This is a genomic window from Nostoc sp. (assembly GCF_036917235.1).
Lineage (GTDB): Bacteria > Cyanobacteriota > Cyanobacteriia > Cyanobacteriales > Nostocaceae > Nostoc.
In genome coordinates this window covers 1-19,464 of sequence record NZ_JBALDU010000022.1, presented here as the reverse complement: position 1 = coordinate 19,464, position 19,464 = coordinate 1, and the positions used below count along the sequence as shown (strand labels likewise).

At 42.6% G+C, this 19,464-nt stretch carries 25 protein-coding genes; 12 read left to right on the top strand and 13 right to left on the bottom strand.

Translation table 11 applies throughout. From position 1 onward, the window contains the following. Window positions 1-424: 424 nt before the first annotated feature. Window positions 425-1,558 carry a substrate-binding domain-containing protein gene (locus tag V7K44_RS07405; RefSeq protein ID WP_334930094.1) on the bottom strand — a complete coding sequence of 378 codons (1,134 nt, stop codon included), beginning with the start codon at window positions 1,556-1,558 and terminating at the stop codon, window positions 425-427. A gap of 543 nt (window positions 1,559-2,101) precedes the next feature. Here V7K44_RS07405 and V7K44_RS07400 point away from each other — a divergent pair. Together V7K44_RS07400 and V7K44_RS07395 are read left to right on the top strand one after the other, a co-directional pair. Further along, a complete protein-coding gene (locus V7K44_RS07400) occupies window positions 2,102-2,467 on the top strand; it encodes a hypothetical protein (protein ID WP_334930092.1) in 366 nt (121 codons plus the stop codon). A gap of 99 nt (window positions 2,468-2,566) precedes the next feature. After that, window positions 2,567-2,941, top strand: coding sequence for a hypothetical protein (locus V7K44_RS07395; RefSeq protein WP_334930090.1), 375 nt, complete (start codon window positions 2,567-2,569; stop codon window positions 2,939-2,941). Between the two features lie 33 nt (window positions 2,942-2,974). On the opposite strand, the gene V7K44_RS07390 is transcribed toward V7K44_RS07395, so the two are convergent. Beyond that, the gene (locus tag V7K44_RS07390; RefSeq protein ID WP_334930088.1) at window positions 2,975-3,220 is read right to left on the bottom strand and encodes a hypothetical protein; all 246 of its coding nucleotides are present in this window, start codon (window positions 3,218-3,220) and stop codon (window positions 2,975-2,977) included. A gap of 124 nt (window positions 3,221-3,344) precedes the next feature. On the opposite strand from V7K44_RS07390, the gene V7K44_RS07385 reads away from it, so the two are divergent. Together V7K44_RS07385 and V7K44_RS07380 are read left to right on the top strand one after the other, a co-directional pair. Continuing rightward, the gene (locus V7K44_RS07385; protein ID WP_104908762.1) at window positions 3,345-3,986 is read left to right on the top strand and encodes a hypothetical protein; all 642 of its coding nucleotides are present in this window, start codon (window positions 3,345-3,347) and stop codon (window positions 3,984-3,986) included. A 10-nt stretch (window positions 3,987-3,996) separates the two neighbouring features. Continuing rightward, window positions 3,997-4,803, top strand: coding sequence for a pentapeptide repeat-containing protein (locus V7K44_RS07380; protein WP_334930086.1), 807 nt, complete (start codon window positions 3,997-3,999; stop codon window positions 4,801-4,803). Window positions 4,804-4,903: 100 nt separating this feature from the next. Here the strand turns inward: V7K44_RS07380 and V7K44_RS07375 are convergent, their stop codons facing one another. Further along, window positions 4,904-5,239 carry a XisI protein gene (locus V7K44_RS07375; protein WP_334930084.1) on the bottom strand — a complete coding sequence of 112 codons (336 nt, stop codon included), beginning with the start codon at window positions 5,237-5,239 and terminating at the stop codon, window positions 4,904-4,906. Further along, a complete protein-coding gene (locus V7K44_RS07370; protein ID WP_334930082.1) occupies window positions 5,227-5,460 on the bottom strand; it encodes an element excision factor XisH family protein in 234 nt (77 codons plus the stop codon). Before V7K44_RS07370 ends, V7K44_RS07375 begins: the two co-directional genes overlap by 13 nt. On the opposite strand from V7K44_RS07370, the gene V7K44_RS07365 reads away from it, so the two are divergent. After that, the gene (locus V7K44_RS07365; protein WP_334930080.1) at window positions 5,449-5,766 is read left to right on the top strand and encodes a hypothetical protein; all 318 of its coding nucleotides are present in this window, start codon (window positions 5,449-5,451) and stop codon (window positions 5,764-5,766) included. The genes V7K44_RS07370 and V7K44_RS07365 overlap by 12 nt on opposite strands. A 460-nt stretch (window positions 5,767-6,226) precedes the next feature. On the opposite strand, the gene ahcY is transcribed toward V7K44_RS07365, so the two are convergent. Next, the gene (ahcY, locus tag V7K44_RS07360; protein WP_334930078.1) at window positions 6,227-7,504 is read right to left on the bottom strand and encodes an adenosylhomocysteinase; all 1,278 of its coding nucleotides are present in this window, start codon (window positions 7,502-7,504) and stop codon (window positions 6,227-6,229) included. A gap of 393 nt (window positions 7,505-7,897) precedes the next feature. Between ahcY and V7K44_RS07355 the strand changes: the two genes are divergently transcribed. The 7 genes from V7K44_RS07355 to V7K44_RS07325 all read left to right on the top strand — a co-directional run bounded on the left by V7K44_RS07355 (window position 7,898) and on the right by V7K44_RS07325 (window position 16,603). Next, window positions 7,898-9,556 carry a mechanosensitive ion channel family protein gene (locus tag V7K44_RS07355; protein ID WP_334930076.1) on the top strand — a complete coding sequence of 553 codons (1,659 nt, stop codon included), beginning with the start codon at window positions 7,898-7,900 and terminating at the stop codon, window positions 9,554-9,556. Between the two features lie 294 nt (window positions 9,557-9,850). Next, the gene (locus V7K44_RS07350; protein ID WP_334930074.1) at window positions 9,851-13,162 is read left to right on the top strand and encodes an efflux RND transporter permease subunit; all 3,312 of its coding nucleotides are present in this window, start codon (window positions 9,851-9,853) and stop codon (window positions 13,160-13,162) included. A 388-nt stretch (window positions 13,163-13,550) separates the two neighbouring features. After that, the gene (locus tag V7K44_RS07345; protein ID WP_334930072.1) at window positions 13,551-13,988 is read left to right on the top strand and encodes a DUF6918 family protein; all 438 of its coding nucleotides are present in this window, start codon (window positions 13,551-13,553) and stop codon (window positions 13,986-13,988) included. A 358-nt stretch (window positions 13,989-14,346) separates the two neighbouring features. Next, window positions 14,347-14,718 (top strand): hypothetical protein, encoded by a 372-nt coding sequence (locus tag V7K44_RS07340; RefSeq protein WP_334930070.1) that lies wholly within the window; start codon window positions 14,347-14,349, stop codon window positions 14,716-14,718. A gap of 249 nt (window positions 14,719-14,967) precedes the next feature. Further along, the gene (locus V7K44_RS07335; protein ID WP_334930068.1) at window positions 14,968-15,399 is read left to right on the top strand and encodes a GFA family protein; all 432 of its coding nucleotides are present in this window, start codon (window positions 14,968-14,970) and stop codon (window positions 15,397-15,399) included. 215 nt (window positions 15,400-15,614) lie between these two features. Further along, window positions 15,615-16,094, top strand: a complete 480-nt coding sequence (locus tag V7K44_RS07330; RefSeq protein ID WP_334930066.1) for a hypothetical protein — start codon at window positions 15,615-15,617, stop codon at window positions 16,092-16,094. A gap of 101 nt (window positions 16,095-16,195) precedes the next feature. Next, window positions 16,196-16,603 carry a DUF423 domain-containing protein gene (locus V7K44_RS07325; protein ID WP_334930268.1) on the top strand — a complete coding sequence of 136 codons (408 nt, stop codon included), beginning with the start codon at window positions 16,196-16,198 and terminating at the stop codon, window positions 16,601-16,603. Window positions 16,604-16,708: 105 nt separating this feature from the next. Here V7K44_RS07325 and V7K44_RS07320 read toward each other — a convergent pair whose 3' ends face one another. The 8 genes from V7K44_RS07320 to V7K44_RS07285 all read right to left on the bottom strand — a co-directional run. Continuing rightward, the gene (locus V7K44_RS07320; protein WP_334930064.1) at window positions 16,709-17,140 is read right to left on the bottom strand and encodes a hypothetical protein; all 432 of its coding nucleotides are present in this window, start codon (window positions 17,138-17,140) and stop codon (window positions 16,709-16,711) included. 15 nt (window positions 17,141-17,155) lie between these two features. Beyond that, window positions 17,156-17,605, bottom strand: coding sequence for a hypothetical protein (locus V7K44_RS07315; RefSeq protein ID WP_334930062.1), 450 nt, complete (start codon window positions 17,603-17,605; stop codon window positions 17,156-17,158). Beyond that, window positions 17,605-17,916, bottom strand: a complete 312-nt coding sequence (locus tag V7K44_RS07310) for a hypothetical protein (protein ID WP_334930060.1) — start codon at window positions 17,914-17,916, stop codon at window positions 17,605-17,607. The genes V7K44_RS07315 and V7K44_RS07310 overlap by 1 nt, the downstream gene beginning before the upstream one ends. After that, window positions 17,916-18,233 (bottom strand): hypothetical protein, encoded by a 318-nt coding sequence (locus V7K44_RS07305; protein WP_334930058.1) that lies wholly within the window; start codon window positions 18,231-18,233, stop codon window positions 17,916-17,918. The genes V7K44_RS07310 and V7K44_RS07305 overlap by 1 nt, the downstream gene beginning before the upstream one ends. Window positions 18,234-18,235: 2 nt before the next feature. Next, window positions 18,236-18,574, bottom strand: coding sequence for a hypothetical protein (locus V7K44_RS07300; protein WP_334930056.1), 339 nt, complete (start codon window positions 18,572-18,574; stop codon window positions 18,236-18,238). Then, window positions 18,571-19,077, bottom strand: coding sequence for a hypothetical protein (locus V7K44_RS07295; RefSeq protein WP_334930054.1), 507 nt, complete (start codon window positions 19,075-19,077; stop codon window positions 18,571-18,573). The genes V7K44_RS07300 and V7K44_RS07295 overlap by 4 nt, the downstream gene beginning before the upstream one ends. Next, the gene (locus V7K44_RS07290; protein ID WP_334930052.1) at window positions 19,061-19,279 is read right to left on the bottom strand and encodes a hypothetical protein; all 219 of its coding nucleotides are present in this window, start codon (window positions 19,277-19,279) and stop codon (window positions 19,061-19,063) included. Before V7K44_RS07290 ends, V7K44_RS07295 begins: the two co-directional genes overlap by 17 nt. Continuing rightward, window positions 19,279-19,464 (bottom strand): hypothetical protein (locus V7K44_RS07285; protein ID WP_334930050.1); only part of this gene is annotated, 186 nt, incomplete at its 5' end. The genes V7K44_RS07285 and V7K44_RS07290, both read right to left, overlap by 1 nt.

Here is a 19,464-nt window from a genome sequence, read left to right as displayed (position 1 = left end):
TACCGGAGGTACTTGTGCTGTAAAATTACAGCAGTGACCTTATGTAGAACGTCGTTGGAGGTGCTCGTTCTACAGCAAAAAGAGTCCGAAGAAAGAACATATTCAAGTTGTGGTCAGTTTTCGTTGGTCATTAGTCATTGTTTTTTCGACTAATGGCTAGAGCAATAAGACATCACTCAAGGAATATTGCAAGTATTACCATCCGCTCACTCAAATGATTTCTCTAGCGGTAGTAATACCAATTGGAAAAAAGAAAGCTACAGATTCCAAGCCGGAAACTCAAATTGAAATCCGAATTACGAATTGAGCATTATCAGTTGTTGTAATCATAAAGAAGGTTGCTCATACCTAAAGAGTGGTTGCAGCAGGATTGAAATTTACGCCAAGTTTCCCTAAATCACACAACCAACCATTGCAATCCACTCTAAACAGTCGCTACAACTTCCCCAATTTTGCTGATATCGTAACCGCCAAGAATTTCAAATTGGGAGTGAACCATCCGATGTCCCAAAGTACTGAGCAACTGCTGTACTGGTGCTTCTTCTAAATATTCCTTAAGAATCACCAAATCATATCGTGACCGATGTAAAGGGATAAATCCCAGCCCAAAGGCGGTAGCTACAGATGCCGTACTCATACCAGCATCGGCGACTCCTCTGACTACAGCTTGAGCAACATCTTGGTGAGTTTTGAGTATATTGTCAAAGCCCTGAACAGCATCGAACGGTATCTGCTCTTTTTGGAGTGTTTGTTCCAAAAGCATCCGACTGCCAGAACCGATTTCGCGGTTGACAATAGTCGCGCCCCCTGCAACTAAGTCATTAACTGTTCTAATTCCCATTGGGTTCCCTGACTTCAACAAAAGTCCCTCCTCCCAGACACCAAGGGTAATTAGAACTGCTTCCCTACCAGCCAGAACATCTCGAACAAAGGGAGTATTATACTCACCAGTTTCAGGATCGTACAGATGCATCCCAGCGATGTGCGCTTCACCTCTGCATAGACTGTGCAATGCAGCCATGCTATTGGCGAAGTTATATTGGACTCGCAGTTGAGGATGCCAGCGTTCGGTGGCTCTTGCCCATAGTGAAATCACAGGGGCACAACCAGCAATCACAACGGTGTTGTGAAGTGTGTCGAGATTATCGTCTAAAAGACGGACTCGAACTTTATTTGTCCCTGTTTGGCTTGTACTTTCACCGTCAGCCGGAATCATATCTTGGCGAAAAGCATCCTTACCAATCAAGGGATAAGCTATCCATTGTCCGCCCACACGAGCCACACTAACTCGCAGTTGCTGACCGTTAGGAACGGGTTTGGCAAGAACTGCTTCAATTTCAGGTAAATCTCGCTCTAACCAGAATAGATCCTCTACTTGACAGCCAAGCGCTTTGGCCAAACGAAGTGTTATGGCTACTGAAGGAGCATATAGTCCCGACTCTACACCACTAATTGTCTGACGAGTCACATTAGCGATGTTAGCCAAATCTTGTTGGCTCATGCCTAAGCGAGTTCTAATCGACTTCAAGTTATTACGGAGGTCACTATCCTGCTTCATTGGCTTTGTCTCTTAGTTTCAAAAAGCCGTAGCGGATTTAAATATTGCATCTGCCAAGGCGAAAGTGAGGTCTAGGAGTTTATATCATTTCTCTTTGACGAGTTTTTGTGCTTTCGCTGTCTTGATTCCCCATATAAAAAGACTATCACAGAAATTGCCAGTTTGCTTGCCAAGCGCAAATTATTTTGGCGGATGGTTACTTTTTACCTGCTATCTTGGCTTAAAAGCCCCAAATTCCAAGAAACAGAGCATTTATTTAGCAGTAAGTTTTTACCAATTAAATTGGTAAACAGTAGCATTTAATACAGTTTTAGAGATTAGTTTCAGCTTTGATGCTTGATAGACGAGTAATACAAACAGTAGAAAACATACCAACCAATTTCGCTTTTTGGGGTAAATTTTGCCCTGACGAAAAATTACCTATTTGACTAAAGTGAATATGCACATAGCATCAGCAAATAATTGCTGTTTTAAGTTTTTGCACAATCAATTAGGTATTTACCAAAGTATGCAACAGATGGTAACAAAGTCATGGAGAGAGTAATGATTACAGAAGAAGACTTAGCCCAGCAATTTAACGTAATTATTGAACACACTCACCCACGTGTATGGAAACTGTTAAGCCAATGTTATGTGAAGATAATCAATCCTCATCCTCACTTAACAAGAGTGAATATGAAAACGTGCATCCGCCATGCAAAATATATTGGTATTTATTGCCCTGACAGACTAGTTAGTGCTGTCGTAGAACAAAAAAACCTACTCAAAGAAGTAGCAGAATACTTGGGGCTAGTTGAAGTTGTTTGCTTGAATGCCAATAACTTGATGCGCGATCCTCTCTCAAATATCAAGCAAGCTTATCCCCAGTTGTGGTTAGACTTGTTGTGGATTGTCACTCAAGAAAAATAACCTAATGAACCTGATTTTTCTGCAATATCCAATCTGCAAAAAATCAAAATTACCAATTTTCACCGCAGCTTCGTTACTTTTGGAGCTTGCTAAAAACTTATGAATCAACCATGCCTACATCCAGATGATTTGCCTTCACCTCAAACAATCAAGCTGAGTGAAATACTATTCAGACAGCTTGAAGAAGCAACTAAAAAAAGCTTTTTCTTGGCCTGCGATCGCATGACACGGATTTTGTTATCGAGCTGCCATTGGTATTTCCAAATCAATAGTGGCGTTTTGACGTTGATCGTGATTTGTAATAATATGAAAAGTTATCGCAATATCATGAAAACTGTTCCCCAATTTGCCGACCACTTAAAACAGTTTGCCAACAGAGCTAAAATTACTGTCAGTTCTCCAATTGACAAAGGTATACCTTGGGTACTCAGCATAGATAATGTCTTACCTGAAGGGGACTTGCCCAGTACCTGATAAATAAACCAGAAAAATCGCGATCGCCACTGTTCAGGAGGAAGGGCGATCGCGCCGAAAAAGTCCGTCAAGCCTTTGAAAACCTCCAAATAGAAGCAGTAGTTCAATTAGATTGAAGATGTTGGGGAAATATTTGGGGTAAAACTGGGGTAATGTAAAAGAGTCAAGGTGTTTACAACGCAGCTGTATTAAACAAAAATTATGTCGTCCGATCAAAGTAGATTTTATCCCACGACGACGATGGTCTTTTAAATAACCATTAGCCTCTATAATTGCCATTTGACAGACGGGTGTAGATCCGTTAAACGGATTTTGCGCTCCTTTATACCCTATATTGTCAAGTTAGGCGCTTATATCTTGCAGTATATACATAACTTTTACCTCACGACTGGAGAGCAAAATCTTGGGCATAGAATTACGCAGTTTCGTATTTCTCGACAACCTGCAACCTCAACATGCAGCATATATGGGAACAGTAGCCCAAGGCTTCTTACCATTACCAGGAGATACATCACTGTGGATTGAAATCTCTCCTGGTATCGAAATTAATAAGATTACGGATATAGCCCTGAAATCTGCCTCTGTCCGTCCGGGAGTACAGGTAGTTGAACGACTATACGGACTATTGGAAGTTCATTCTAGCTCCCAAGGCGAAACCAGAGCTGCTGGTCAAGCTATTTTGGCGGCACTGGGAGTCAAAAGAGAGGAATGTCTGAAACCGCGTGTTATTTCTAGCCAGATTATCCGCAACATCGATGCTTATCAAACACAACTCATTAATCGCACGCGCCGCGGACAGCTACTACTAGCGGGTCAAACGCTGTATGTATTAGAAGTGGAGCCTGCTGCTTATGCCGCACTGGCTGCCAATGAAGCAGAGAAAGCAGCGAGGATTAACATTCTAGAAGTTCAAGCTGTAGGTAGTTTTGGACGGCTGTACTTGGGTGGACAAGAACAGGATATTCTAGCAGGAGCAGCAGGAGCATTAACGGCTATTGAAAGTGTCGCTGGTCGGGTAAATTCTCTGGGTGGGCGTCAGGAGTAAAGGAGAGAAAATGGCAAATCGAGAGCATCTAACTTTACTCAAAGCAGGTGCAGTTAAATGGATTGAGTGGAGAAAGAAAAATCCCCTGATTGAACCAGACCTCAGCGCTGCGAATTTGCAAGGCGATAACCTTAGAGGTGCAAACCTCCAGGGGGTAAATTTGAGAAAAGTCGATTTGGGTAATGCTTTACTCGTGCGAGCAAACCTCAGTGGTGCTGACCTCAGTAGTGCCAACCTCTATAAAGCCTTGCTGAATGAAGCTAACCTGAGTGCAGCTAACTTCAGTGTTGCTAACTTGAGTGGCGCTATACTTACGCAGGCAGATTTGAGTCATGCCAATTTGATTGGAGCTGACTTGAGTCAGGTGGATCTTAGAGGTGCTGCGATCGCATACGCTAATCTAATTGGCACTGACTTAAAAGGCGCTAACTTGAGAGATGCCGATTTAGGTGCAGCAAAGTTGATGCGGGCTAACCTCTCTTTTGCCAACCTGATTGAAGCTAACTTGATTGCGGCTGACCTCAGTGAGGCGAGTTTGTACGAAGCAGAAATTTTAGGGGCTTATCTTTACAAAGCTGACTTATACAAAGCGAATCTGACCAAGGCTCACCTAAGTGGTGCATACTTGTTGCGGGCTAACCTAAGTGAAGCTGATTTGAGTCAAGCTGACTTGAGTTGGACTAATCTTAGAGACGCGAATTTGGCAGGGGCGAATCTCAGAGGAACTAACCTTAGAGGAGCCGACATTCGGGGAGCTAACCTCAGCGGCGTAAATCTTCAAGAAACAATTATGCCTAACGCTTCAAGACACCATTAGTTTACAAGAACAAGGAATTGACGTTTAGATTCATTTTTTGGGGTATCTCTTACCACAAAAAGTATATAAAGTTTATGTAAAGCTTAGTTTTTAGGCTTAATTAAGTAACAGCAAATTCAGTATACTGCCTGACATCGACTGGTTGGAAGGCGAGAACAATTTGATTTTTAGAAATACCAGCGTTAACAAGTTCGTTGGCTATACCGTATTCTGTACCGTCTCTTTGAATCCAGATTTTATCGTTGATAATGTCAATATGGACTAAGCAACCATGCACTCGATGATTATTTTCCCAGCCTAGTGTTAGTAGTAGGTAATGGTTGGCGGTTTGGTCTATAATTAGTTGTCTTTCTAGTTCTCCATAAGCATAGGGTAGTTGGGCATATTCGTTTAATATTTTTTGAATGATTTGGCGATAATTATCTAAGGTATCCATTGCAGTACCACCTCTCGTTTTGAGTCAAAGACAAGTAAACAAAGGCGTTGATTTTCTAATAATATTTTACCAATTGGTTCTTGAAATAGTTCTGCGTAGGTTTCTTGACGAATAGCCAGATACAAGCGGCGGTCAGGTTCTAAGCGAGTGAGAATATAGTAATATAAGATATATTGATATATTGCCCTAAACCATTTTCTACAAAAATTATGACTAACCAAACAAATGCTCCTCCTGCTGCTGATTATGCACCTCTAGAATTACAAGGGGAATTAATCGCCATGCAAGAATTAACGATTGGGGATTTATTAACTATTGCTCAAATTCAAGTTCCAGAAAGTCAACAAGAACTACATTTACAACTTTTACAAAAAAATCAAAATCATCAATTAAGTGAATCAGATAGATTATTGTTGCGATCGCTCCGAGTAAGTGCTGATTATTTAATGCTGAAAAAAGCCTATGCTTATGCACTTTTAAAATGGAAAGGCTATTCTATTCCAGATTTTGAGCAACTAGTAAAGTAATAGCTGTGTCATCTATCCCTAAATCTATTCGTCAAAAAGTTATTAATGAAGCTGGATATAGATGTGAATATTGCTGCACATCTAGCCGTTTAATAGGTATGCCATTAGTAATGGATCATACTGCCTCCAATCCCAGTATACTTTTCTTTTATATAACTGTTATACCAGTTTACATAGCGTGTTTGAACCACCTTAATTTCAGGGTTATCTAATGAGCTACAAATATCTGGTAGTATTAGTGCACCTATAAGTGCACAATACCAATTACCTTCTGATATGGCTTGCCGGACTGCTTGCTTAAGTTGTTTCATAATAAAATTTCTAAGCATGATGTAATATATTGTATTAGCAAATTATAGTATAAAAAATATTACCTATCTTCCTTTACCTCTTCGCGCGAAATACAAAAAAAGGGATAAGCCCAAAAGCCTATCCCTTAAAAAATCAACTAATCAATGTATCAAGTTCCCGATGTCCAAGAATTGATGTACTCAATTTGATCAGCAGTTAGGCTATCAATCTTAATACCAATAGCCTCCAATTTCAAACGAGCAATTTCTTGATCAACTTCAACAGGAATTGAGTGCAAACCAGGTTGCAACTTACCTTTGTTCTTCACCAGGAATTCACAAGCCAAAGCTTGGTTCGCAAAACTCATATCCATTACCGCGCTAGGGTGTCCTTCAGCCGCAGCTAGGTTAATCAAGCGTCCTTGTCCGAGAACGACGACTGATTTACCATTTTTCAACTTATACTCTTCAGTGAAAGGACGAACTTCTTTGACTTCCTTAGCTTGTGCAGCCAAGTATTTCAAATCAAGTTCCAAGTCAAAGTGACCTGAGTTACAAACGATCGCACCATCTTTCATGACATCGAAGTGTTCGCCGCGAACGACGTGCTTGTTACCAGTCACAGTGATAAATATATCACCTTGGGGTGCAGCTTCAGCCATTGGCAGAACGCGGAAGCCATCCATTACGGCTTCAATTGCCTTGATGGGGTCGATTTCGGTGACGATGACATTAGCACCCATCCCACGGGCGCGGAGGGCTGTACCTTTACCACACCAGCCATAACCGACGACAACGACGTTTTTACCAGCCAACAAAATATTTGTAGCGCGGATAATGCCATCTAGGGTTGATTGCCCAGTACCATAGCGATTATCAAAGAAGTGCTTGGTGTCAGCGTCGTTGACGTTGACTGCGGGGAAGGTGAGTACGCCTTCTCTAAACATGGCGCGTAACCGCACGATACCAGTGGTGGTTTCTTCGGTGCTACCAATCAAATCAGCAATTTGGTGTTGGCGTTGTTGTACCAAAGTTGCAACCACATCGCTACCGTCATCAACAATAATGTTAGGGCGATGATCTAAAGCTATTTGGACGTGGCGGTTATAAGTTTCGTTATCTTCGCCTTTTTGAGCAAAGACGGGAATTTCATGATCGACGACGAGGCTAGCGGCTACGTCATCTTGCGTTGATAAAGGATTGCTAGCAATTAAAAGCGCGTCTGCACCACCGGCTTTCAGAGCGATCGCCAAATGTGCTGTTTCTGTTGTAATGTGGGCACAAGCTACAAGGCGTAAACCAGCGAAGGGCTTTTCGATAGCAAAGCGATCGCGAATTTGCCGCAAAACTGGCATTTCGCGTCCAGCCCATTCAATGCGCTGTCTTCCCAAGGCAGCTAGGCCGAGGTCTTTAACCTCGTGCTTTAATCGGGGAGAAGTTGCGGTCATCAAAAGTTACCTCAAAAAATTAAAAAAGTTACGTAAGTTTTACGCACTCTACTAGGTTATTCTACCACTGGCGATTTTTGCTTGTTATGAAAGCAAATTACTAGTCAATAGTCTTCAAAACTAGCTTGACGTTTGATCGGCGGAATGTCAACTTTCTCTCCAGGTTCTTCCTTTTTGTTTTATCTTTGGTAAGGGCAAGACTCTTATTCGGCTTACCTGCTGATTCTCAGTACATTGTCATCTCTCTCAAGATAGAAGACAAACAAAAAAACATCAAAATTTCATCATCTAAAAGGAAAACCTCAACTTTAGATAGGTACATCTACCCAAAGTTATTGCGGAGGATAGTTATAGAAGCAGTCACTAGTAGATTCGATTTAAGGAGGTGTTTGAGTGCGCGTTCAATTTCTGGCGATCGCCAGTTCAGTAGCCATAGGCGTTGTATCTGTGCCAAAAGCCACAGCCCAGATTCCTTTTGTACCGCAATTGCAAGCTCCCAGTAGTGTGAGTAATGATTCAGATAACAGAGTTGTTTCGGGCTGGATTTATTTAGATGGTCGTCGGTTATTTCAAATAGCAGCAACAAGAACCAATTTTCCTGAGCGTTCAGAAGATATTCAAAATAAGTTGCAGAAAATTGGCCAAAATTACTTTCAATCCCCAGCAAAAACACCAGTCAAAGTAGAAGTTCGGAAAGTCAACGAATTACCAGTAATTTATGTCAACGACCAATATCTGATGACCGTTACTTCTGAAGATGCTGGACTGCGACAAGTAGATATATCGACATCGGCAAATCAAGTCGCCGAATCTTTACAAGAAGACTTGCAACAAGCAAAGCAAGAAAGGCAAACTCAATCTTTAATCGACCAAAGTAAAATTGCTGCCGGTACCGGAGTGGCAATGGTGATTATGAGTTTGGGGCTATATGGCTGGCAGCGGCGTTCCCGAAAAGATTTAGATTCAGTCAATCCGATCGCCTCCCAACTCCCCAGAGAACTGCTAAACTCTCCAATTTCACCAGCAGCAAATCAACCAATTACAACACAACTCAATCAACAGCAAAAGAACCATCTCAAAGAAGTCAAAAGACGATTGTTTCAGCTAGGTCAAGCCGGAATTTGGGGAGGTGGAAGCTTTTTTATTTTGGGTCTATTTCCCTATACACGAGGGTTTCAGGTAGGAATTCTCAATGCTTTCCAATTTCCTTTGCGATTAGGCATCGTCTGCCTGGGAACCTATGTAGCCATCCGTTTGACCTATGCCTTGATTGACCGCTTCGCCTCCACTCTGATTAGCAGTAGTGCTTTCCTTACCCCAGAAAGTTCTGCACGGCTGCAACTGCGAGTTTCTACATTTTCTGGTGTGACTAAAAGTATCACTACTGCTATCTGGATAGCAGTAGGCTTCTTGCTAGCGTTGGTATCTTTGGGGATAGATATCGTTCCCTTGCTAGCGGGTGCTAGTTTAGTTGGTGTTGCATTGTCTTTGGCCTCGCAAAACTTAATTAAAGATGCGATTAACGGTTTTTTGATCATTCTAGAAGACCAGTATGCTTTAGGCGATGTGATTAATGTCGGAAACGTAGGAGGCTTAGTAGAAAATCTGAATCTGCGGATGACTCAACTACGAGATTCCGAAGGACGCTTGATCACGATTCCCAATGGTGAAATTAAAGTTGTTGCTAATCTTTCTAGTCGTTGGTCGCGAGCCGATTTAACAATTCCCATTGCCTACCAAGCCGATACAGAACAGGCTTTGAAGTTGATTGCAACTATTGCCGATAAGATGAATCAAGAAATGCAATGGCAGTCTCAAATTTTGGAACCACCGCAAGTTTTGGGAATAGATCAATTTGGCGATCGCGGTTTGATTATTCGTGTCTGGATTAAAACACTGCCCCTGAAGCAATGGGATGTAGCACGCGAGTTTCGCCGCCGCCTGAAAGTTGCCTTAGATGAAGCGCGAATTTCGATTTCTGTGCCTCAACAAGCAATTTGGGTTAATGACGATCAGTTGTTAAATCTTCCGAGTAATGGCAAAGCTAATTAGAAATTTAGATTCATTACCGCATTTTTCAGTTGATTAGACTAAACTCTGCTCTCTTTCTAGGAGAGTAGGGGGACAAGGGGATTGAAGGAGGCAGGAGGCAGGAGGCAGTGTTTCGACTACGCTCAACAACCGGGCAGGAAGGCAGGAGGAAAACTGCCTCCTGCCTTCGTTGATAACCATACTCAATGACCAATCTTGTGCGATCGCCGACATTAAACCTTAATAAATCCTTATATTAATAAAAAGCTACTACGTTCCTAACCAGTCTGAAACTTTTCCTTTATTCCTTGATTTATGTTTGTCAATACCTTCATCAGACGGCCAGTCCTGACGACGGTCTGCACGTTCATTATCTTGCTCCTGGGAAGCATCTGTATACCGATTCTTCCCATTTCTCAGCTACCAGACCTTGCCCCAGTGCAAATTACTGTTAGCTCCAACAATATTGGTGCGGATGCTCAAACAACAGAAAATACTGTCACCAACATTATTGAGCGACAAATTAATGGTGTTAAAGATGTATCTTATATATCTTCTAATACGGGTAATGATGGTTCCAGCAATATAACTGTCTCATTTCCCACTAATGTCAATAGCGATATTGCTCAAGTAAACGTTCAAAATAAAGAAGGACTTGCTTCACCTCAATTGCCTGATACTGTCCAGCGAACAGGTGTAACTGTTGAAACGGCATCGAGCAGTTTGCTGCTGGTTTATGGGTTTTACTCAGAAAATAATGAGTATGACAACATTTTTATCAGTAACTATGTCGATTTATATATTTTCGATCAGATTAAACGGCTTCCTGGTGTAGGAAGTGCCAGGGTTTTTGGGGAACGCAAATATGCCATGCGTCTCTGGCTCGATCCCAACAAGCTTGCCCAACATCAGCTAACTCCACAAGATGTGACAGCTGCCCTGCAACAACAAAATATTCAAGTGGGTGCAGGGGCGATTGGTAAGGAACCAGCACCAGATAATCAAAGCTTTGAATTTGCTTTACGGGCAACCAGCCGATTTAAAGATGCAGCTGAATTTGAGGATATGGTGCTGAAGGTAAGTCCAGCTGGCACTAATAGCGCTACTAATAACCCCACTAGCAGCATTCTAGTTAAAGTCAGAGATGTCGGTCGAGTTGAACTGGGAGCAGAGAGCTATCTGGCTGATGCCAAATTCACCATCCCAGGAAATGCGCCCAAGGCAGCCGTGGGTTTGGGGATATATCAACTTCCCGGTAGTAATGCCCTCAACGTTGCTCATGCTGTTGAAGAACAGATCAAAATATTAGAGAAAAGTTTTCCACCTGGACTCAAAGCACAGTTGGCATTTGATACCACTCCGTTTGTAGAAATTTCTTTAGAAGAAGTTCTGCACACTCTGGTTGAGGCGATTGTGCTAGTAGTCTTGGTAATTTTTGTCTTTTTACAAGACTGGCGTACCACGATCATTCCGACTGTAGCGATCCCCGTTTCCTTGATTGGGACGTGTGCGGCTCTGTTGGTTTTAGGATTTCAAATTAATACACTGACCTTATTTGGTTTCGTTCTCGCGATCGGGATCGTCGTGGATGATGCGATTATTGTAGTCGAGGCAGTTGCAGTCAAACTAGAGCAGGGCATGAGGCCCTTTGAGGCGGCTGTCGAAGCCATGAAGGAGTTAACTGGGGCAATTATTGCCACTTCACTTGTACTCATGGCGGTATTCATTCCAGTTGCATTCATTCCGGGTACTACTGGGATTGTTTACAAACAATTTGCTTTAACCGTTGCTTGCTCCATTGCCATCTCCACCTTCAATGCCTTAACCTTCTCTCCGAGTATGGCAGCCATTCTTATGCGCCCTGCTCAGACTCCACGAGGCCCTTTAGGCTGGTTTTTTACACAATTTAATCGGGGATTTAGCTGGTTCACGCGGCGATATGTCGGGTTTGTTAGCTACCTTACCCATGTCAAGCCGATTGTAATTGGGGTTTTTGCCACTGGTTTATTAGCAACGGTTTTGATGTACAGAGCAGTACCTACCGGATTTATTCCAGAAGAAGACCAGGGTTACTTCTTTGTCATTGTCCAGGGACCTGATGGCGTTTCTTTGAAATATACCGAATCTGTGATGGACAAGGTGGTCAAAGAAGTAACATCGGCTCCCGAAGTTAGAGCTAGTTTTATGATCAGTGGCTTTGGTTTCGATGGCAATGCTTCTAATTTAGGCATTGCCTTTGCTAACCTGAAACCCTGGAAAGAGAGAACTGAAGAATCTCAATCTGTTTATGGCATACTTCAGAGATTGAACGCAAAGCTCTCTACAATTACAGAAGCCAGAGCGATCGCAGTGAATGCTCCTCCAGTGAGAGGATTAAGTAGCACAGGTGGTTTTGAGTTTATCATTCAAGACAAAACCGGAAGTGCGCCGATTGAAACCCTAATTGAGGCTGCTCAAAAAGTGATTGGGGCAGCACGTAAAAGCCCTGTTCTCCAAGGAGTCTTCACTCAGTTCACCGCAGATACTCCCCAATTTGACATTCAGGTAAACCGCAACCAAGCCAAAGCTCTCAATGTGGAGATCAACGACATCTTTGGAGCGTTGCAAACTTACTTGGGGTCGCAATATGTGAATAACTTCGTGCAGGGACAGCGACAGTATCGCGTATATGTCCAAGCAGATGGAGTGTTCCGCTCGAATCCAGATGATATTGGCAAGCTGTATGTTCGCTCTGCCAGTGGGGCGATGATTCCGTTGAGCAGTTTGGTGAAAATTACTCCCTTTGTCGGGCCAAAAACCATCTCGCATTACAACTTGTACAGGTCAATCAAAGTACAGGGCGCTCCGGCTCCCGGTGCTAGCTCTGGACAGGCGATTAAAGCAATGGAGCAACTTGCAGCAGAGAACTTACCTCAAGGGTTTGGTTATGAGTGGACAGGGACTTATCTCCAAGAGAAAACATCTGGGGGAGCTACAGGCTTGATTTTTGCCTTAGCGATCGTTATTGTCTTTTTGGTGCTGTCAGCTCAGTATGAAAGCTACATTGACCCAATTATTATTTTGCTGACAGTTCCCCTAGCAGTCTTGGGAGCAATGACAGCGATTTGGCTGCGTTCCAATATTTTCATGGCAGGCAGCCTCTTCCCGAAAGTAGTGGATGATATCTATTGCCAGGTAGGTTTGGTAACTTTGATTGGTCTAGCTGCCAAGAACGCGATTCTAGTCGTGGAATTTGCCAATCAACTGCACGAGCAGGGCATGAGCTACACGCGGGCGGCGGTGAAAGCGGGGCAAGAACGTCTACGACCGATCTTAATGACATCCTTTGCCGCACTGTTAGGATTTTTGCCTCTGGTGATTTCTCAAGGGGCTGGAGCCAGCAGCCGTTGGTCTTTAGGAACAGCGCTGTTTGGGGGGTTGATGCTTTCGACGTTCTTGAGTTTGTTCTTAGTGCCAATTTTGTATATTTTGGTTAAGAGTTTAGCTCAGGCTATATTACCTGGGAAGCGAGGAGGTTCAAATCCTCCAGATTCTCCAGGAGCTTCGGGAACTAGACATGAAGCTCTACCAGCTGGCTCAAGTCAGCCAGAGACGCAATTTAGGTCTCAGGAGGATGGGATAACTTAACTTTTGCCATTCAGTCTCCTAGCAAAGTGTAGAGTAACCCTTTTAAAAGAGGCAGGGGGTAGGGAGCAGAGGGGCAGAGGGGCAGAGGGGCAGAGGGGCAGGGGGGACAAAACAGAAAAGGGATTAACCCCACCTGTTGCGCTAGCTTCCCGTAGCCACTTCTTAATAAATGGATGGACTTCAGACCCATGTTCCGCTCTGATTCACGGCAGCAGTAAGAGGTCTTTTCCTCATGCCCCTCTGCCCCCTGCCTCTTCTCAACTATGCAGGTTCAAAGCGTATCAGCTTATCCACAACATCCTCTAACTCTGATACCATTTTCTGTAATTTCCTGCTTGCTAAAAAAATTAGTCGAATAGAATTAAGTACTTAGATAAGGAAAAGTGAAATGGGACTTAGCGACGGACTTTTGAACCCGACCAAAAAGGCTATGGTCATAGATGATTGTTGCAACATGATTGAAGGCCAGCTTGCATCCAAGTCAGGCATGAGCGGCATCGCTTTGAAAACTGCCTTTGCTGCTTTGAAGGGGGTTAAGCCAGGGTATATTCCCTATGTCGTTGAGCAGATATTACCGCAATGTTTTACAGCTCTCGATCCCATCTGGAGTCAAGGCGTAGAGAAAGGCGACCCAGTTGAATATCTGAGTGCGAATCGCTCTAATACAGCAGATGCACTACTAGGTGTTACCGATGCGAGAGTCAAGAACTCAAACCGCCAAATCGTGCGAGGAACCTATGAAAAACTTCGCGGGTCAGCCAAAAAACACGTAGAAGAAGCAGTGCCAGATTTAGCTAAAGTAATCAAAAATTACACTAAGGTCTGAGCCAAACGAGTAGAGACGCGATTAATCGCGTCTTCTAGAAAGGTGGGAAGCGCAGATACAAATTTATAAAGAATTTTTAAGAAATTAACATTTTTCAGAAAACGAAAGACTTAATGCTGAAGTAATCCGCAAAAGTTCAGAATCATAGATTTTGTAGTTTACACACACCCTAGTAGAACACGGCGTAAATCAACCACCTATTCCAAATCAACGAAACTCTTGCGCTGTATTCATTTTGAATTTTGAATTCCGCCTTGCGGTACTAGTGTCTAAAAACCTTACATGGCAAAGTCTCTGATGTACTTGATCCATGTCGAAACCTAATTATTAGTTTTTCAATTTTTTGGAGGAGAGGAAAATGAAGAAGTTCACCTGTTTCATGATTGTCGGGGCAGTATTGTCGATTAGTACACCGGCCTTTGCTGAAAGTCGTGCAGTTAATATCAGTATTGGCAGTATTGGTGGTCCCTTAGATAATGCCGCTTTGCGAACAATTCGCCAGGTTATCGGGTTTGCAGTCGGCACTAGCACCGTCGATAAATTCATTGTATATAGTCCCAGGGTCGGATCTCCTATTCCCATCGAAGGAGGTTTATCTGCTTGTGCTGAAGCTGGCTTCGGCATAAGCAATACCAAATTCAATGCTTTTATCCAGGAGTTGCGTTCAATTAATCCCAAACCAGGGACTTTCTACAATGTAGAACTTACCGCAAGCTGCAAACAGAAATAAGACATTTGCACTCAAGCACGGTAGATGGGCTTTGTACCTCAGCCCATCCATCGAGTTAGACTCTACGCGATAAACACAAAACTCCATATTTTTAAATTGGAGATGTAACATCAATGCTGATTTTAATCAGTGTCAAGAAACGGCTAGATTAGTTGTATCAGACTCTGGAATGAATAGTGCAGATACTTCCAGTATGAAACAAAAAAGAATCTAAAATTGGAGCGCATTTGTAGGAGCGGAGAAAAAAATATGTCTAATGTGAGCATTGCAAAAGGTAGCTGCCTGTGTGGAGTAGTAAACGTTTCTACAACCCGTATGAGTAATCAGGTAGGAGCATGTCATTGTAGTATGTGTCGCAACTGGGGTGGAGGACCTTTGTTAGTAGTTGAGTGTGAAAGTGATGTTAGCTTCTCTGGTGAAGAAAATATCGGAGTTTATCAATCTTCAGAATGGGCAGAGCGTGGATTCTGTAAGAAGTGTGGTAGCCATCTATTTTACAAATTGAAACAAAGTAACCAATATTTCATACCCGTTGGACTATTCGATAGCTGTCAAGGTCTTGTTTTCGATCATCAGATATTCATTGATGAAAAGCCCAAATATTACTGTTTTGCCAATGAAACCAAGAACCTAACAGGGGCAGAGGTATTTGCACAGTTTGCACCTCCATCAGAGCGGTAAATATTGGCTGATGTACTATCAACTAGCGTAGGCGTAGCCCGCACTTCGACAAAGCTCAGTGACCACCGCAGGCATCGCATTGTGCCAGTTGCGTAAGTCCTGAAAAAATATTGTGTAAAAGCTAAAAAACTGTCGCTGGGAGTAGATTGATATATTGGAACCTTTATGAAAGTCAGGTTAAAATCGCTAGCAAAGTGTAAATCTGAAGTGAAACTATGAAAACTGCTGAAAAATTAGCTGCCGGTTGGCTACTGACACTCGGATTCATGTTTGTAACTCTATCAGCAACAGCGACCTTAGAAAAATTTGCTACAAGTAAAGCCATCATAATACCCACGGGGGAGTATGAGTTTAATGCACCGAATGCTACTTATGAAGATAATAATGCTGCTGTTGGTGGTCTAATTTTTGGTGTCCCTACCCTAACACTGGGCACGTGGTTAACATTGGGATTGTACCGTCAAAGTCGGCAGGAGAAAAAGGCGATTAATCAACAAGTTAGCGATCGCCTGCAATCGATTTTTTATGAGATGCTACAAGAAAATAATGGGCGCGTAACTGTTTTAGGCTTTGCCATCCAGTCACAACTACCCGCAGCCCACGCCAGACAATATTTAGATGAAAAAGCTAAAGAATTCAATGCAAACTTTAAGGTGAACGAAGAAGGGGCTGTATCATATCATTTTGATGTTTAATTGTCATTGGTCATTTGTCCTTTGTCCTTCGTCCTTTGTCATTTGTTATTTACTAATGACCAATGACTAATGACTACTTTACCAACTTACGGCTAGGTCTAATGACGCAGATTTTTTTGAGCGTAGCTGCCATTTTAGGCGGTTTGTCGGTTGCTGCTGGTGCTTTTGCTTCCCATGCCTTGCGGGAAAAGATTAGTGAGCGATGCCTACGGCGGGCTACGCCTACGCTAGAAATTTTTGAAACTGGCGCTCGTTACCAAATGTATCATGCTCTTGCACTTTTTCTAGTAGCCATACTAATTAGTCGTACCGAGTCCCCTCAACCCACACTTGTAGCCAGTGGATGGCTGTTTATCATTGGCATTGCTATTTTCTCAGGTAGCTTGTACGCCCTTAGCTTAACCGGTATTAAATCCTTAGGAGCGATCGCACCACTAGGCGGCACAGCCTTTCTCGCAGGTTGGGGTGCTTTAGCTTTTGCTGCTTGGAATCCCCACTCCCCAGATTAACTCCCTAGATTTCCCAGATTAGCTCCCCAGATTAACTTGTTAGAGCGAATCTCGAATTTGTCTAGAGCTCCATAAAAGTTTCAGTTACCCTGAATCCCCAATGAGTTATTCGTCTTGCTGGGTCGTCTCTTCATATTCACGGATCTTAAAAGCAGTATCGCGCTGTAAGAACTGCTGAACGTCGCGCGTGTAGAAAAGAAGCCGTCTAAACTTATGATTAATTTTCTGATCTAACTGACCAAGAACCATCTGTACAACATCTTTCCGATTTATGTATTCCTGGATGTGTAAATCAAATTTTTTATCTAAGTCTCTGATTTTTTCAGCATTGCCGGCATAAACTTTTAAAGCTTCCTCAATCTGAGAGATTGAAGAAGAAATTCGATTCATTTTACTAATGACGTTGACCGCCACGCCTCCCAAAACCGAAGCACTAACAAGAATCCCTAAAAATATTCCTGTAGTCTCAAGAGTTATTGTTATTCCTGGGGAGCTAGAAGAATTGGTAATGGCTATTGTTGACGAAGTGGTAGACATTTATTTGAGTTGAGATTATATTTTTCTCGCCCAGATTTTCCGACCAGAAAAATAGTAATTACTAGAGGCTGCATTCTTTGAAAACACAGTAAACTTAAACTCATGTAACCCATCAGTGGGGATGGTAATAGTTCTTTGAAGTATTCCGTTCAGGACAACAGATGAACTATAGAGATCCATATCATCAAAAGCCAAAATTCCATCAATTTCCAACTTTAACTTTCCGACACTAGAAGTCAAAACAGTTAGTACAGAAAGATTGTAACTTCCGGCTGTTAGTAACTTGCGAAAACTGAAGCTATCATTAAGTGCAGCAGGATTTTGATAAATTTCCGCTCCATAAGCAAGTCCAGCATTTGTGTCAGTTTCTATCTGTCCGCCCGCCTCAACAAAACTTTCATCATGCCAGTGAGTAAAACTAGTAGGAAGTAATAATTCCGAAAATTCTGGATTGAATAAAGGCACTAGGTCAACTCCCGAACTAAAGCGTTGCCATTAGCCGCTGACCAAATACCACTAATTACGCCAGTGTAATGAAATGGCACTTCATAATATCCACCTGCTAATAGCTTGGCGGTAAAAGCGCTCGTTGTGGCTGTTGCACCAAATTCTAAATATAGAGTAGCGGTGCTGTTATTCCAAATCGTTGCACCTTTGCGGTTGGAATTGGCAGCTAAGATTGTATCGCTATCTGTGCTAGAACCGACAGTAGTAGGTGTTGAGGTTCCGCTGGTCGGCTGGACAACTGTTACTGCTGCCGGATTATATAAACCCATTATTCAATACACTCCGTGAAAGTTAATTTACAGTTATTAGCGGAAATAGCTGATACTTTACCTATGTAAAGATTTGACTGATTTATTTCGTAGCTTCCTCTGGGCTTTAAAATAATTCCTCTACCAATAGCACCTTTAGATTTGTCACCCAAAATCAAAGTGATGTCAGAAGAAGAATTGTTGATAAAAGCTGCATACTGCCTGTTACTGTTGGCATTTAAAACTGTGTCGCCAACAGTAGCGGTCAAATCTTTGTCCCCATGAAGGCAATTGCTAAATTTAGCAACCTCAATCGTGTTAGAGGAATTGTTAATCATAATTAATCAGTGGGGTCATCAAGATTATCAACAAATAATGCCGTGTCAACTTTGACTCGCACTGTAAATTCAAACTCTGGTGCTTCTGGTGTACCTGTTATTTGCTGAGATGCAAATTGAATCGGTGGAAGGTTAACAGCAATCCTTGATTCATTCACTTGCTCGGTAAGTGCAGATAAGGCTTGCATCAGTTTGACAATACCTTTAACGCAGGAAGTATTAAGCGTTAAATTATCGGCTGTTGCTAAATTGAAATTGAGTTTTACTTGATTATTCCCAACAAACTCAATTGCACCCGCGGCTAATTTTTCAGATAAAGCTGAAAAGCTCAATGTCGTCATAATAAGTTATCAATCTTGAATTCAATAGTTTCGAGTTTGGCTCTAACAGTCTGAATTAATTCTTCTGTTGAGTCGGATTCAGTGCCTGTGTACTCCCAAATCCCAAGGGTAATTTCTTCAATCCAAGGGAGTGCTTCAAATCGCAGGCGAAAATTGTCTGAGATTTTGGGAAATTGGACAAGCTCAATGGCATTGAGCTTAATCATCCGGCGAGTGTAGTCTACCTCAGTGCTGGGAACTGCCCCCAATCCCTCAAAAATGATGGTGTCGTTGATTTGAATCCCATCAATTTGTTGATAAAAGTACCCGGCTCTGAGCCAACTGGGTTTAGCTTTACTCGACGTTGCTCCGACCAAAAATAAATGTTTATCCGTCAAGTAAGGCAATTCAATCGGCTCAAGAATTGGCACTCGAATGCGGCGGTTATTCAAGTTGCCTGTGTGCTTTTGGTAGTAGGTGAGTTCCCACGCTCCGGCAGCTTTGAGGTCAACTTGTAATGTCATTGCCTAAATTCCACTGTTGAGCTAAATCGAAAACGTCGTGTCCTGCCTCATCCAAGAAATCAAGGAAAGTATCGGCGTGAATCTCACCTTTGATAAAGGACGCTGTATACTTTGCCCTGACCATCATCAAATCTATTTCTTCCTGGATGTCTTCATCAGTCTGCCCAGGATACCAAATAGCTGGAGTAGACAAGTTAAGCATTATTCGCCACTAGCTGCGTAAGGGTAATCTTCTGGTTCAAACCAGATGCGACCGTATGCACCGCCAACAGAACCTTTTTTAGCTTCAATTACACCTGTCACCTTCGTTTTTAAGTTGGCAGGAGTATCAGCAGTGATTGGGGCGGTGAAATTGTATTGAGATCCACCGCCTCTAGTGCCCGACCC

What these genes read in the sequence shown, in the direction of transcription:
- V7K44_RS07405 (WP_334930094.1), bottom strand. Translation starts at nt 1,558, where the DNA reads ATGAAGCAGGATAGTGACCTCCGTAATAACTTGAAGTCGATTAGAACT.
- V7K44_RS07400 (WP_334930092.1), top strand. Translation starts at nt 2,102, where the DNA reads ATGATTACAGAAGAAGACTTAGCCCAGCAATTTAACGTAATTATTGAA.
- V7K44_RS07395 (WP_334930090.1), top strand. Translation starts at nt 2,567, where the DNA reads ATGAATCAACCATGCCTACATCCAGATGATTTGCCTTCACCTCAAACA.
- V7K44_RS07390 (WP_334930088.1), bottom strand. Translation starts at nt 3,220, where the DNA reads ATGGCAATTATAGAGGCTAATGGTTATTTAAAAGACCATCGTCGTCGT.
- V7K44_RS07380 (WP_334930086.1), top strand. Translation starts at nt 3,997, where the DNA reads ATGGCAAATCGAGAGCATCTAACTTTACTCAAAGCAGGTGCAGTTAAA.
- V7K44_RS07375 (WP_334930084.1), bottom strand. Translation starts at nt 5,239, where the DNA reads ATGGATACCTTAGATAATTATCGCCAAATCATTCAAAAAATATTAAAC.
- V7K44_RS07365 (WP_334930080.1), top strand. Translation starts at nt 5,449, where the DNA reads ATGACTAACCAAACAAATGCTCCTCCTGCTGCTGATTATGCACCTCTA.
- ahcY (WP_334930078.1), bottom strand. Translation starts at nt 7,504, where the DNA reads ATGACCGCAACTTCTCCCCGATTAAAGCACGAGGTTAAAGACCTCGGC.
- V7K44_RS07350 (WP_334930074.1), top strand. Translation starts at nt 9,851, where the DNA reads ATGTTTGTCAATACCTTCATCAGACGGCCAGTCCTGACGACGGTCTGC.
- V7K44_RS07345 (WP_334930072.1), top strand. Translation starts at nt 13,551, where the DNA reads ATGGGACTTAGCGACGGACTTTTGAACCCGACCAAAAAGGCTATGGTC.
- V7K44_RS07340 (WP_334930070.1), top strand. Translation starts at nt 14,347, where the DNA reads ATGAAGAAGTTCACCTGTTTCATGATTGTCGGGGCAGTATTGTCGATT.
- V7K44_RS07335 (WP_334930068.1), top strand. Translation starts at nt 14,968, where the DNA reads ATGTCTAATGTGAGCATTGCAAAAGGTAGCTGCCTGTGTGGAGTAGTA.
- V7K44_RS07330 (WP_334930066.1), top strand. Translation starts at nt 15,615, where the DNA reads ATGAAAACTGCTGAAAAATTAGCTGCCGGTTGGCTACTGACACTCGGA.
- V7K44_RS07325 (WP_334930268.1), top strand. Translation starts at nt 16,196, where the DNA reads ATGACGCAGATTTTTTTGAGCGTAGCTGCCATTTTAGGCGGTTTGTCG.
- V7K44_RS07320 (WP_334930064.1), bottom strand. Translation starts at nt 17,140, where the DNA reads ATGTCTACCACTTCGTCAACAATAGCCATTACCAATTCTTCTAGCTCC.
- V7K44_RS07310 (WP_334930060.1), bottom strand. Translation starts at nt 17,916, where the DNA reads ATGGGTTTATATAATCCGGCAGCAGTAACAGTTGTCCAGCCGACCAGC.
- V7K44_RS07305 (WP_334930058.1), bottom strand. Translation starts at nt 18,233, where the DNA reads ATGATTAACAATTCCTCTAACACGATTGAGGTTGCTAAATTTAGCAAT.
- V7K44_RS07300 (WP_334930056.1), bottom strand. Translation starts at nt 18,574, where the DNA reads ATGACGACATTGAGCTTTTCAGCTTTATCTGAAAAATTAGCCGCGGGT.
- V7K44_RS07295 (WP_334930054.1), bottom strand. Translation starts at nt 19,077, where the DNA reads ATGACATTACAAGTTGACCTCAAAGCTGCCGGAGCGTGGGAACTCACC.
- V7K44_RS07290 (WP_334930052.1), bottom strand. Translation starts at nt 19,279, where the DNA reads ATGCTTAACTTGTCTACTCCAGCTATTTGGTATCCTGGGCAGACTGAT.